This window comes from Bacteroides propionicigenes, assembly GCF_018390535.1.
Lineage (GTDB): Bacteria > Bacteroidota > Bacteroidia > Bacteroidales > Bacteroidaceae > Bacteroides > Bacteroides propionicigenes.
The window spans coordinates 84363-98493 of record NZ_JAHBBW010000008.1 but is presented as its reverse complement, the minus strand read 5'-3'; the positions used below and the strand labels follow the sequence as shown (position 1 = coordinate 98493).

At 37.0% G+C, this 14131-nt stretch carries 7 protein-coding genes; 2 read left to right on the top strand and 5 right to left on the bottom strand.

Features of this window, described 5'->3' with window-relative positions; all coding sequences use genetic code 11:
- Positions 1 to 269 precede the first annotated feature (269 nt).
- Both KG118_RS11140 and KG118_RS11135 read right to left on the bottom strand, forming a co-directional pair.
- Positions 270 to 1907, bottom strand: a complete 1638-nt coding sequence (locus KG118_RS11140) for a RagB/SusD family nutrient uptake outer membrane protein (RefSeq protein ID WP_118324046.1) — start codon at positions 1905 to 1907, stop codon at positions 270 to 272.
- A gap of 20 nt (positions 1908 to 1927) precedes the next feature.
- Positions 1928 to 5017, bottom strand: a complete 3090-nt coding sequence (locus tag KG118_RS11135) for a SusC/RagA family TonB-linked outer membrane protein (protein ID WP_262898364.1) — start codon at positions 5015 to 5017, stop codon at positions 1928 to 1930.
- 421 nt (positions 5018 to 5438) lie between these two features.
- On the opposite strand from KG118_RS11135, the gene KG118_RS11130 reads away from it, so the two are divergent.
- A complete protein-coding gene (locus KG118_RS11130) occupies positions 5439 to 6566 on the top strand; it encodes an AAA family ATPase (protein ID WP_117712994.1) in 1128 nt (375 codons plus the stop codon).
- Between the two features lie 93 nt (positions 6567 to 6659).
- On the opposite strand, the gene KG118_RS11125 is transcribed toward KG118_RS11130, so the two are convergent.
- The 3 genes from KG118_RS11125 to KG118_RS11115 are packed head-to-tail and all read right to left on the bottom strand — an operon-like array spanning position 6660 to position 12432.
- The gene (locus KG118_RS11125; protein ID WP_249671484.1) at positions 6660 to 7550 is read right to left on the bottom strand and encodes a hypothetical protein; all 891 of its coding nucleotides are present in this window, start codon (positions 7548 to 7550) and stop codon (positions 6660 to 6662) included.
- A gap of 11 nt (positions 7551 to 7561) precedes the next feature.
- The gene (locus KG118_RS11120; RefSeq protein WP_117712996.1) at positions 7562 to 9238 is read right to left on the bottom strand and encodes a SusD/RagB family nutrient-binding outer membrane lipoprotein; all 1677 of its coding nucleotides are present in this window, start codon (positions 9236 to 9238) and stop codon (positions 7562 to 7564) included.
- Between the two features lie 11 nt (positions 9239 to 9249).
- Positions 9250 to 12432, bottom strand: coding sequence for a SusC/RagA family TonB-linked outer membrane protein (locus KG118_RS11115; RefSeq protein WP_213388451.1), 3183 nt, complete (start codon positions 12430 to 12432; stop codon positions 9250 to 9252).
- A gap of 453 nt (positions 12433 to 12885) precedes the next feature.
- Here KG118_RS11115 and KG118_RS11110 point away from each other — a divergent pair, with 453 nt between their 5' ends.
- The gene (locus KG118_RS11110) at positions 12886 to 14055 is read left to right on the top strand and encodes a site-specific integrase (protein WP_213388449.1); all 1170 of its coding nucleotides are present in this window, start codon (positions 12886 to 12888) and stop codon (positions 14053 to 14055) included.
- Positions 14056 to 14131: the final 76 nt, after the last annotated feature.

Genomic DNA, 14131 nt, shown 5'->3' with positions numbered 1-14131 from the left:
ATATAATTTCAATGTTAAAATAAAACACAATTTCCTATAAGAGAAGATTACAAATAAAGGATAAGGTTTTTTATTCCTAAGTAATTAAGAAAAGTAGTAACAAGTAAGCGAAGAAAAGGGCAAACGATGTATCAATACGTTACTAAAGGACAAATCCCATAGCTAATATATGAACCTATCACATTATAGAGACTCATACGGGTAGAAATAGTAAAGGCTGCCTTCAAAAGCAAGGCAGCCCAAAACAATACTGTATATAATTCTATAAATTACCCTTTAGGTATTGCTACTATTTCATTATTATCTTCCGGAGTTATACCTTTATTATTATTAATCTCATCTTCTGGTATGATCCACAAAAGTATTTGAGATTCGGCTGGAATATTGAATGCACAGCCGGCTGCAAAGTTAGCTCCGGTTCTATCCAACGGTTTCTTTAATCTCATCATATCGAAGAATGAGAAACCTTCACCCCATAGTTCAATACGACGTTGAAACCAAACATCATCAACTGTTACGGAAGATTTATTCCAAGATTCGTCACGATTCTTCATCAAATCTTTTAACGCTATGGCTGCATCTCCTCCCAAACCTTGTTGAGCCAAAGCTTCAGCCTTAATTAAAATCATTTCCTCTACACGCATTAACGGGAAATCACATGCATTAGTAGCATTGTTGTAAATATTTTGATAAGGACCGAATTTAATATTCAAGTAAGGAGCCTGCCAACCTAACCATTCAGCAATATTATAATCATTACCACGATAGTTTATTTTCCAGTTCCAATCTACTTGAGGAGCTGTCTCTGTGAAATCATATCCCCAAAATTCCTTAGGATTTTCCGGGTTATAAACAGCTTCACCAAGCACCCACCAAAGTTTACGAACATCGTTTTCCGGTATTTCATTATATAATTTACTGTTAATATAGCGTCCTGCATAACCCGGAGCATAGCCATTACCAGTAAAAGAACACATATGTGACGGGAAATTCAAAATGCCACTTTGTACAACATCACTAGTTTCACCGATAATATTTGCCCACATCCAAGATTGAACATCAGCACTGTTGAAAGAAGGCTTGGACACTTGTTCACGTGTATAAGGTACAAATCCTTTCATAGCCTCTGTTGCATCCTTAGCCGCATCTTCCCAATTTTGCATCAACAAGTTGGCACGGGCGCGAAGACCGTAAGCTACATTTATATTAATTTGGCTTTTGTCCTGGCGTTCTGTTGTCAGTAGAGAGATGGCTTCGTCTAAATCCGTCATTATGGTTTCATATACTTTCGCTACAGTGGCACGAGGATTATTGGCAGCCTCTTCTTGGGTCATGAATTCTGTTTGAATAGGTACACCGGGTGCATCTTCATGACCTTTGTAAGTGAATTGATAAATTTGTATCAAGTTCAAATATGCCCATGCACGGAATCCAAGTGCTTGCCCGCGGTATTTTTTCATTGTAGGATCTTCTGCATCAGCTTTTGCCACTTTCAAGATATCGTTAGCCATCTTGATTTCATTATAGAACAAGTTCCAAAAGAAATAAGTATTTTCACCTGTATCCGTACGGTCAGTCAGTCGTAACCCATCCCTGTACCAGTTATATCCTGTATCTTCGGAAGGCATATCCATACCACTAGCATCTAGCATCATGCAAGCAGAAGCAAAACCATAGTCAAAATGCAATGTACCACCTGCCCATTCAGAAATTGCTTCCAATTTAATCAGTGCCGATGCCAATCCCACTACATCCGCATTCAGCTTGGCCGGATCACTCAACTGTATTTGGTCTTTTTGTTCAGTCGTTATTGTGCCGCCTTCAGGCAATTGGTCCAATTCGCATGAGGTGTTGCAACACAACAACGCCATTGCGGGCACAAGATAGAAATATTTATATTTTTTCATATTTGTCTTATGTTTTTAGTTTAAAAAGTGAGTTTAATACCACCGGAAATTGTACGTACCGGAGAATATCTCATGGCATCTACACTGCTACTGGACTGACGCGGATCAAGTCCTTTGCGTTTTGTCAATAAGGCAACATTGTCTGCTGCAAAGAACACACGTAAGTTGGCAATATTCAACTGGGCAAGCCAAGCTTTAGGTACTGTATAACCAAGTGTAATATTAGTAAGATCCAAATAGTTAGAACTGATAAGGAAGCGATCTGAAGATGCATTAGTGTACTTATCAGCACTGTTTACGCGAGGTACATTAGTATTGGTATTGGCAGTACTCCAAGAGCTGAGAATATCCTTATGCCAGTTCTGACCGGCACGAGATGCTGTACCACCATGCATTAATGAAGCATAACCGCTATCATATACACGACCGCCAAGCTGATAAGCACAAGAAATAGAGAAGTCAAAACCGTAGGCAGTAAGAGTGGTACCAAAACCTCCGTATACCGTAGGTAGCATATCGCCAGTTTCGTACTTAGTGGCTAAATTCCAATTTGTCGTAGTTTCCTGTGTAACATTGCCTTTCTCGTCTTTTGTCTCCATATAATAAAGAGCCTCACCCTCATCGTTTACTCCGGCGTATTTGCGCAGATAGTATTGGTACATTGATTTTCCCTCTTTATAAATAGTAGCACCGGAAATCAGTTCTCCATTAAGTTCAGGTGCCAGTTCCAATATTTTATTTTTCACGAAAGTGGCGTTGGCAAACACATTCCATTGGATATTTCTATTGTTGATAATGTCTGAGTTCAAATCTATTTCGACACCATTATTCCGTATAGAACCTATGTTTTTAGGATATACTGAATAACCATTTGAAGGAGATACCGGCATATAGTATAACATGTCAGTTGTCTTGCGGCTGAAATACTCAATGCTACCATTCAGCTTATTTCCAAACAGGTTGAAGTCAAAGCCTGCATTGAAAGAATAAGACGTTTCCCAAGTAATGTCTTCGTTTCCTTTATAAGACATGCTTACAGCAAAATCTCCATTATTTTCCAACACATTGAATTGATCCTGATACGGGTAGTAGTTCTTTGTACCGTATACATCATTATACAGCAAGTCATCATTACCTTGAATACCATAACTCATCTTGAATTTCAGAAAGTCAATCCATTTCTGGTTAGCAAGAAAATCTTCCTTACTTATAACCCAAGCAGCACCTACAGAACCAAAATTACCCCAGCGATGATTTTTAGCAAAGCGTGAAGAGGCATCACGACGATACGATGCGCTAGCTATGTATTTGCCGTCATAATCGTACTGTGCACGTGCCAACCAGCCTTCTGTTGCATAGTTATCTGTGTACGAACTGATAGACGGATTTTTGATTGCATTGTCTATCTCTACGATACCGGGATTGAAAAGTTTTTCTTTACTGCCATTCAAATATTGATACTTGTAATCATAATTTTCATGTCCAACAAGCAAATCAATACTATGATCTCCAAATTGTTTCGTATATGACAGCAATTCTTGCTGGTTGACACTCATTGTACGGGTAGAACCGGCATATACGATACCACCTACTTTTGAATACTGACCGTAATATGCATTATACAAACGACTGTAACGAGTGTTGTCTACATCCACACCTATATTATAAGTGAACTTCAGCCCATCCCAAATATTGACGGTTGCATACCATCTTCCGCTAAACACATCAGCTATATATTGGCGTTTGTCCAAAGCTACCATTGCGGCAGGATTGGAACCACTCATCCAAGTTCTTTTAGAAGCACCCGTTCCGCTTGTTCCATCACCGAAGTCGTATACAGTAAAGCCATTGCTATCTATCATAATTGATTTATCAGCATTGCGGGTATACATGGGGTAGATAGGTGCAATGTAGTTAGCTATATAGAATAAGTTGGCAGAAGAAGTACCTGCATAGCTATCCTGCCCAGCGGGAGATTGCATATCATAATTAGTATATGCCATATTAGCACCTACTTTTAACCATTCCTTTGCTTGATAATCCGCTTTGGCACGAGCCGAATAACGGGTAAAACCGGAACCTGCAATAATACCGGAATCATCTAAATAACCAGCAGACATATAATAGTTCAGTTTATCAGTCGCTCCTGATATATTTATATTATATTCTTGGCGTAAATTCCCCTTCCCAAATAATTCATCGTACCAATCATCAGGTTGATAATAATAAGTCCCATCAGAATATCCTAAAGTTGCATTGGGATTTAACTTACCATCAGTACCTATTAAAGCTTCCCCCTGTGGCACGGTATATATTTGATATCCAACACCGCCAGACTTGTTTGTACTAAGTAAGCTGTTAGCGCCAGCATGCGCCAGTTCGGGAGTTGAGTAATCAAAATCATCTCCCTTAGTGCCCAACACACCGTTGTAGATAGCTTCATAAGCTTTTTCCAGATAAGTACCCGGATTCTTTAATACATCATAATTGGGTACTGCACGTGAATTAGTACCCCATTTAGCATCCACATTTACCGTAGCTTTTCCCACAATACCTTTCTTTGTGGTAATCAAGACAACTCCATTTGCTCCACGAGCACCATAAAGCGCGTTAGAAGCGGCATCCTTTAAAACAGTGGTAGATTCAATATCAGCTGTATTGATGGAAGATAAATCACCATCATAAGGTACGCCATCTACTACATATAAAGGGGTATTGCCGGCTGCCATAGAACCAGTACCGCGTACTCTGATTTTTGCGGTAGAACCAGGTTGACCACCATTGGCACTACTCATTACTTGTACACCTGCCACTGTTCCTGAAAGTGCATTGGTGATATTGGATACTTGTCTTTTTTCAATCTTCTTGCTGTCCACCACAGCGGCAGATCCTGTAAAAGATGATTTTTTTGCAGTACCATAAGCCACTACCATAACTTCATCAAGTACATGTGCATCTGTTTTTAGAATTACTCTTAAGTTAGGTTTAATAGCTACTTCTTGCGTTTGCATACCAACAAACGAAACCTGCAAAGTTTTCGCAGAACTATAAGATGTATAAGTGCTTTTAAATAAGCCGCTTGCAAATAATGATGTTTTTTTAGTATCCAACTATTATTTTGATAGAATGTACTTTACCGCATATCAACAATCTTGTAAAGTTACCCATATGCTACCTATGCCACAAGTAATATTCTAATTATCAATGTGCTACGCATAAATCCATAACTCGCTATATAACTGATAAATATACCTTGAGTTTCCATTGAACTACTTTTGTAAATAAAAAGTAATATGAATAGTCGCTGCTAATGAAAAGAGAAGCATACTATGAGGAAAATCGGGAAATTAATATTATATGTAAGAATAAATACGCTGTCTCCCCAATATATACTCCAATGATGTATGCCGAAACAATATAAACTTATATTCACAAGAAGTGCCTTTTTTAATGAATGTTCTCAATAAAAAAACAATGCACAAAGATAATTATGATAAAATTATAATTATCTTTGTGTAAAAGATATGATTTATGACAAAAAGTAATCCGTTTATAACGAGTGGGTATGTTTCAGCAGAGTACTTTTGTGATCGTATAGCCGAAACAGCTACCTTGACACGCTACATAACCAATGGGAATAATGTAGCTCTGATATCCCCTCGCCGTTTAGGCAAAACAGGTCTGATAGAACATTGTTTTCATCAGAAACAAATAAAGGAAGAATATCACACGTTCCTAATCGATATATATGCAACAAAGAACTTGCAGGAATTTGTGTTCGAATTTGGGAAAGGTATTCTGAACGGACTAAAACCTCGTGGAAGAAAGGCATGGGAGTTATTTCTCAAATGTCTGTCTTCTCTTCGTACCAGTATTTCTTTTGACTTTAGCGGTAATCCCAGCTGGAACTTGGAAATGGGGGATATAAAGAGCCCTACTATAACTCTTGATGAAATATTTTATTACTTGGAACAAGCTGATAAACCTTGTTTAATCTCCATTGATGAATTCCAAGTTATTGCAAAATATCCAGAGAGTGATGTTGAGGCTACGCTACGGACACATATCCAACACTGCTCTAATGCAAGATTCATTTATGCTGGTTCGCAGCGTCATATGATGGGGGAAATATTTACGAGCCCGTCACGCCCGTTTTATCAGAGTACGGCTATTATGGAGTTGTCTTCTATTGCCATAGATATTTATACGAAATTTATTAAAAGGCATTTTACGGAAAATAAAAAAGAAATTACAGAAGAAACAGTCCAAGAGGTTTATAAGTGTTTTGAAGGAATAACTTGGTATATTCAATTTATGGCAAACTCACTTTATGCAATGACTACTGAGGGTGAAGAATGTACGATTGATAAAGTGCATATCGCGATTGAGAATATTTTATCGCAATTGAATTTTACCTATTCTTCCCTTCTATTTCAGCTCCCACCCAAGCAAAAAGAGGTTCTCATTGCGATTTGCAAAGAAGGAAAGGCTCGGGAAATCACTTCTTCCAGGTTTCTGAAAACTTATAAGCTGACCGCCAGTTCTGTACAAGGAGCGATAAAAGGTCTATTGGATAAAGATTTTGTGACTAATGAATTAGGGGTATATAGCGTATATGATAAATTCTTTGATATTTGGTTAAAGAAACAAGTAAGTTAAGATGTTTATAATTCCTATAAATAAAAAATAAAGCCAAACGATGAATTTAAATCATTTGGCTTTATTTTATGAAAAAAGGGTTCTACGAGTTATTTAGTTCTTAATTACCCAATTAGCATTGCTATCGTATGTACCTTGATCAACCCCTACAGTTCCGGAAAATGTAATTATTCCATTACATGCATCCACTGTACCTGAGCCAACCACATAGAAGTTAGTATAGCTTCCAAACGTCGGATATAAGATTTGTTTTTCTACAGTTACAGTATGGAGAGTAGGATCAATGGTCAGCCGTAATTTAGAATCTTCAAAGAAGCCATCAAGTTCTATTTCCGTATCAGATATTTTAGTTCCTTGTACCTGATAACTTGCGCCTTTATAAAATACAGTGTTGTCAGTTACCATTAAGTTACCCGTAAAGTCGTCCAATGCCAATGGGCATACAACGGCATATCTTACGTTATAAGAATATGCTCTGCCATCAACTTCCCAACCTGTAAACACTTTGTTGTTAAATCCGGAATATTCATTCCAGCCATATACAACATAGCCATCTTTTAGTACTGCATTAGCTGTAAAATATACAGTTTCTCCTAAAGAAGGTGCAGATAAATTAAATTGCTTATATACTTCTGCAAAATCAACTGTGATTTCTTTGGGGAATTCCTTGATATTATCAACTACAACTTTAGATGTTGTTTTGCCGGAAGCGTCAGTAAATACGCACAGCAATTGTGCGTAATCCAACATAGAATAATCACCTTGTTGTTTTGGAATTGTCAATTTGATTTTATAATTCCCTTCTACCATTCCTGCTGAAAGAACCCCGTCTGTCCCTTCTACTCGTGCGACATCGATAACGACACCATTCTTTACATCATCCAATGGATAAGGAAGATCCTGATCACAGCTAACGGTCAGCAATGCCATAAGGACAGTTGCCATGAATAATTGTATATATTTCATATTTCTGCTAAGTTTCATAATTCAACAATTTATTTATCCCAAAAAATAATAGGAGTACTTAAGTTTCTTCCGCTATTAGTGATATTAGGATTGCGAGTAACTTCACTTGTCGGATACCACATAGCTCTTGGATATGCATTGATACCCTTTAATGGGATATCTATCGGACCAAGCTCCGGCGTCTTACTATTCTTATAAGGTGATTGTGCATAATCAGTGCTCGAATCTAATAAAGTAGGATACCCGGTACGACGGATATCATTATAAGCTTCTACAGGATTGAAGAAGTTCGCAATCCATTTCTGAGTCATCACAATACGAAGTTTCTCTTCGTTATTTGCTGCAGCATCATATTTTGCAAGAATTCTTCCAATGAATGCAGTAGTTGCATCTTCTGTAATCGTAGGAACTGTAACACCTTCAGCTTTTGCATTCTGAGAAACAGTATTTACGTGTGTTATAGAACGCTTAATTCCATTTTCCAAAGCAGCTTTTGCATCTCCGGCGACCTCACCTGTCAAATAAAGTTCAGCCAATAAGAAAGGAACTGAATAAGCTTGTAGCATTTTTTCTGGTGCAACACCAGTACCTACATTTTTGTCACATTTTCCACCTTGTCCGTTATCATATTTTCCACCGCATGGATAAATACCAATAAAAGAAGATGTTGAGCGCTGGTCATTTCCAGCTGAGGATGAATTGGATGCAAAGAATATAGAAACAAATGCACCATGACGATAGTCTGTAGTATTTTGTGCATCTTCATCCGCTTTTATTTGATTTACCCAATAATAAGGAATACGAGGGTCGGTAATTCCTACAAAAGGATTGTTTTTTACGTTAAGGTCAAGTCCTGACATAGTTTCGTAAATCCATGGACTAATGTAATATGTACTTTGTCCTCCAAGATATTCATCCACATATGCAGGATGTCTTTCATCCGGGTTATCCTTCTTTGTATGCTTAAACTCAAAATCTTCACCAACTTTCATGAAATTATTTTCTGTAAGTAATGCTGCTAATTTCTCATTCCAACCGGTAATTTCTCCTTTAGCTTTGCGAGACTGTACCAGTAATTTCAATTTTAACGTATTTCCCATTCTAATCCATTTAGCTTTATCGCCATTATAAATAAGGTCATCAGCTGCCGGTCTTAACAGGTTAGCTGCTTCTTCATTATTTAAGTTTCCAATGGCTTCATCAATTAGAGCAAATAGTGAGTTATAAATATCCTGGCTCTTATCCGCAATAGGGGCATAATTACCTTCAATATTAAATTCGCTAAACGGAACATCTCCCCAAAGGTCTACTATACAGGCAAAAGCATAAGCCTTCAATAATTTGCCAATACCTGCATATATTAAATTATCTCCTTCTTCTGCTGCGGTTATTACAGCATCTGTATTTTTCAATCCATATGTATAACTTTGAAGCCAAGAATTCCCAAGAGATGCGGTAGAGGCTGTAATACCAAAGTTGTCAACCTCGCGAGAAGTTAAATGAAATACATATGAAGGTAACGAAGAGCCAATATAGTTACCCGAAGCAAAAGACATTGCTATATCATATTCCGCTCCGGTCAATACTTTACTGAGTTCAGCGGTAGTTGGTTTATTAGGATCATCATTGATATCAAGATAATCAGAACAACCAGTGTTGACAAATAGCGCTGATACCAATATAATTATAAAACTTTTAATTTTCATACGTTTGGTTTTTAGAATGTAAGTTTAAGATTGAATCCATAACGTCTGGTGTTTGGTGCTGAGGTGTAGTCAATACCTTGAACATTACCTCCGCCATAACTACTTGCTGTTGGATCATAATTAGTATGTTTAGGTACATTTGGCGCCCAGAACCATAAGTTACGAGCTACAAAAGAGACACTGGCTGAACCAATGAATGTTTTTGCCAACCAAGATTTTGGTAATTGATAACCAAGGGTCAACTCACGCAGACGGAAAGTTGTTGCATCATATACCGCAGCTTCACTCACCCCGTTGATAGCGAAAGAAGACACGCTTGAACTACCAGTAAACCATAGGTCATTCTCGCGTAATTGAACATTATTAGGAATTTTATTGCCATTGCTATCCAATAACGGCTGTTTTGTCGAAGGATCTGCTAAGTAACCTGGCATAATACGAGAACCATAGCGGTTTTCTGTGTCTTTTGTTACACCACGTCCAAGCAAATCCGTAATATATGATGTCCAAACACATCCGCCAATTTGAGCGTCCAATAAGAAAGAAAGTGAAAATCCTTTATAAGTAAAGGTATTATTTAAACTAAGTTTGCAATCAGGAGCTGGATTACCCAAGTATCCTTCTTCATCTGCCACTAAATAGAAACCTGAATTTGGATCTACCAGTAAATTTCCCTCTTCATCACGTGCAAACACAGTTCCAACTAATGTACCATACGGTTTCCCTACTTCTAAAACAGCTCCCGGAGTAGTAAAACCGGTATTCAAAGATACTCGTTCAACTCCCTCTGCCAATTCTTTTACTTCACTGTCATTTTGTGTATATGTAAAATACATATCCCATTTGAAATTGTTGTTCAATACAGGCACCAAGTTTAAGCCTATCTCAATACCACGATTGTTCATCTTTCCAAAGTTTGTATAGTAACTACCATATCCGGTGGAGTAAGGGAGACTCAATGGTGCAATTTGATTGGTAGAATTACGATTATACCAAGTAAAATCTAAATTAACTCTACTTTTAAGGAACTGTAACTCTGCTCCGAATTCAACCTCTGAAGTAAATTCCGGTTTCAACTCAGGGTCAAACATAGAGCTAGGCAACGATAGGATAGGTTGACCGTTATATGGTTGACCTAATAAGAATGTTCCGTTTTTGTAATAAGCACTGGCATCATTACCAACTTTGGCCCAGCTCAAACGTATTTTACCGAATTTAATAATATCTTCGTCAATGTGGAAAGCATCAGTAAACACAAATGATCCTGCAACAGAAGGATAGAAGAAACTACGGTTGTTTTTAGGCAAAGTAGAAGAGAAGTCGTTACGTCCTGTTATATTCAAGAAAGCAAAGTTCTTATAATCAAGAGTTACATCTCCAAATAGCGCCCATAAACGAGTTCTCGTATAATATTCTGCAGAGGTCTGTGATTCTGTATTATCAATATTATAAACACCCGGTGACATGATGTTAAGGCCGGTAGTTTGTGTGTTGTTAGATGTAAACTGATTCACATTATGACCTACAGTTGCTTTCAGTCCCCAGTCATTGTGAATAGGAACATCAAAACGAAGTAATAAAGTTGATTCTATTTCTTGTGTATCGTATGATTCCACACGAATACGACCTTTACCTCCTACAGCTCTAGAACCGATATTTAAGACTTCTTTACGATCCATTTTGAAGTCATTAATACCTACTCTATAATCTACAGAGAACCATTTAGTGAAATCATACCCAACATTAAAATTGGCTACAGTTCTATCCATGGTAGTTTTAATTTTATTGTATTTCCAAGACCATAGAGGGTTGTCAGCTTGATCTCCAACAAAGAATAGAGATTTGTGATCCGGTGTTTCATAAGGAAGTGACATATCCCAGTTACGGCCTAAGATTAAAGCACGAGCAAATGAAGAAGCACCAATATTGCTAGACTGATTATTACCAAACATTGGACCATTTTGCTGTGTTCTTGAGTAAGAAACATTTCCACCGACACGCACACCATTGGCTAAAGTCTGATTTCCACCAACACTCATCGAATAACGTCCAAAATCAGCGTAAGGTATATAACTGTCTTGGTTCATACGTGAGAGCGTTGCCGTAAAATTCCCACTTTCTGTATAGCGGTTGATATTCAAAGATAAATCATAAATTCCGCCAAGTTCAAAGAGATCTTTTACGTTATTTTTATAAGCTTTATAAGGAATCATCTCTGGCAAATCAGGATAGGCATTCCCATAAATATTAGCAGAAAACATACTTAAGGGAACCTCTGTTAAGTCATCAAAAGATGCCCCCCATGAACCGTTCACACCTTGGGCGATGAAATTATCACCTGTACCAAACTTGTTTTGATAATCAGGCAAACCTGCAATCTGCTCAATAGTATATGAAGCATTAAGTGTTATTTCGGTACCCTTACCGGCCTTTTTACTATTTTTTGAACCACTTTTTGTAGTAATCAGAACCACACCATTTGCAGCTCGTGAACCATACAATGCTGCAGCAGCTGCTCCTTTTAATACATTCATTGATTCAATGTCATTCGGGTCAAGAGTTGAAATACCACTACCATAGGCCCCCCCAGCTTCGGTAGCCTGGTTAGACGAAGCCACTTCCGGATTGCTGTAAGGCACACCGTCTACAACATAAAGTGGTTGATTATTTCCAAGAAATGACGAATTACCACGAATTGTCATACGCGTCGCAGATCCAGCTGCACCTGAGGGCGAATTTATCGTCACTCCTGGAATCTTTCCATCTAAAGAACGAATTAAATCTGGTTCAGCTTTTTGAATGGTCTCATCTGCATCAACTTTTGAAACAGAGTAACCTAAAGAACGCTCTGCACGTTGAATACCGACAGCTGTCACCACTACTTCATCCAATAATTTAGAATCAGACTTCATTATCACTCTAATATTGGGCCTGATAGCAACTTCTTGGGTTTGCATACCAATATACGAAACCTGCAAAGTTTTCGCAGAACTTGGTACGTTCAGTAATGTAAAATCACCATCTACATTGGTAATAGCACCAATTTGTGTACCTTTTACCAATACAGAGGCTCCAATAACTGGCTGCCCGTCTTCTTCAGAAATCACAACACCTGTGACCTTCTGTGTTTGGGCAGTTACTAAGCCTATTCCTACAAAAAGGCAGGCTAATAACAGCATTAATTTTCTTTTCATAAATTCTCTCTTAAAGTTTAACTTTACATTAATTGTTTCTTTACTCTAACAAAATGCAAATATATTAATAAATATGAAACGGACAACTATTTTATTGAAAAAACCTTGTAAATCTATCAATCTGTTATTGAATACTGCCGTTTTATGCTGGATAGCAGTTTTTTTACAATTAAAGAACCTCAAAAAAGCTACATTAACTAACACTATGATTTAATCATTTTGGCTGATTATTAATCCAGATACATATATTTTAAAACAAAATGGTTAAAAAAGTTCTCGTGTAGATGTGATTTTACTGGATTATAAGAAACTTTTTGTGTCGTTTTTAAGCTTCATAGTAATAAACTATAAAGAAATAGAAGCGACTTTTTTGCAGATATTAAATCTTATTCAAACCTTGTTTTGCACAGAATATCGTCTTATTTGTTATAGTATTAATCTAAATGAATTGAGATGAATAAAATTATTTACAACCTTGTGTACAATAGGAAGAAGTGCCTAAATAAAAAAGGAATGGCATTAGTGCAAGTAGAGGCTTATTTGGGAAGAAAGAAAAAGTACTTTTCGACCAAAGTTTATTTGAAACCGGAACAGTGGGACGCAAAAAAACTAGTTGTGAAGAACCACCCTAATGCGGATGCTCTAAATCGGCTACTTTATGAATTTATCTCAGTAATAGAAAAAAAAGAACTGGAACTGTGGCAACAAGGTAAATGTATATCCTTGGAACTATTAAAGAAAGCATTGATTACCCAAGAGAATAATGCTTCATTTATATCTTTCTTTAAACAAGAAGTAATGAATTCCTCTTTGAAAGGTAGCACCAAACGTAATCACCTTTCTACCCTCATATTACTGCAAGAGTTTAAAAAGGATATAACATTCTCAGATTTGACATTTGAGTTTGTCTCTTCTTTCGAATATTTTCTACAGTCTAAAGGGTATCACACGAATACTATCGCAAAACACATGAAGCACCTGAAACGACACGTAAATATAGCTATTAATAAAGAATATATTGAAATACAGAAATATGCTTTCAGGAAATATAAAATAAAAACGGTAGAGAACAAACATACTCATTTAGTGCCGGAAGAATTGGAGAAACTGGAAAACCTGAGTTTATCAGGTAGGTATATAAAACTACAAAAAACTTTAGATGCCTTCCTGTTCTGTTGTTATGCAGGAATGCGATATTCTGATTTTATTAATTTATCCTCAGAGAATATTGTAGATATTAATCAGCAAACATGGCTAATATATAAATCTGTAAAAACAGGAACGGAAGTACGTTTACCTCTATACTTGCTTTTTTCAGGAAAAGGGATTGTGATTCTTAATAAATATCAAGATAATATAGGAGAGTTTTTCCACCTGAGAGATAACTCAAATGTCAATAAAGATTTGATGATTATTACAAAATTAGCCGGATTATCAAAGAGGATTTCTTTCCACTGCGCCCGTCATACTAATGCAACTTTACTCATATATAACGGAGTAAATATCACTACTGTGCAAAAACTGCTTGGACATAAAAGCGTAAAGACCACGCAAGTATATACAAATGTAATGGATATGACCATTATTCATGATTTAGAGAAAATGAAACAGGCAATACCGTAAATAAACATCTTCCAAACACCTTTCTACAATGGGTAGTCTCAGTCGTATACTTAGGTAGTCTCAGTATACGACTGAG

Bases quoted from the DNA above. Each gene is read 5' to 3' on its own strand.
- KG118_RS11125 (WP_249671484.1), bottom strand. From the start codon at position 7,550: ATGAAACTTAGCAGAAATATGAAATATATACAATTATTCATGGCAACT.
- KG118_RS11130 (WP_117712994.1), top strand. From the start codon at position 5,439: ATGACAAAAAGTAATCCGTTTATAACGAGTGGGTATGTTTCAGCAGAG.
- KG118_RS11110 (WP_213388449.1), top strand. From the start codon at position 12,886: ATGAATAAAATTATTTACAACCTTGTGTACAATAGGAAGAAGTGCCTA.
- KG118_RS11120 (WP_117712996.1), bottom strand. From the start codon at position 9,238: ATGAAAATTAAAAGTTTTATAATTATATTGGTATCAGCGCTATTTGTC.
- KG118_RS11115 (WP_213388451.1), bottom strand. From the start codon at position 12,432: ATGAAAAGAAAATTAATGCTGTTATTAGCCTGCCTTTTTGTAGGAATA.
- KG118_RS11140 (WP_118324046.1), bottom strand. From the start codon at position 1,907: ATGAAAAAATATAAATATTTCTATCTTGTGCCCGCAATGGCGTTGTTG.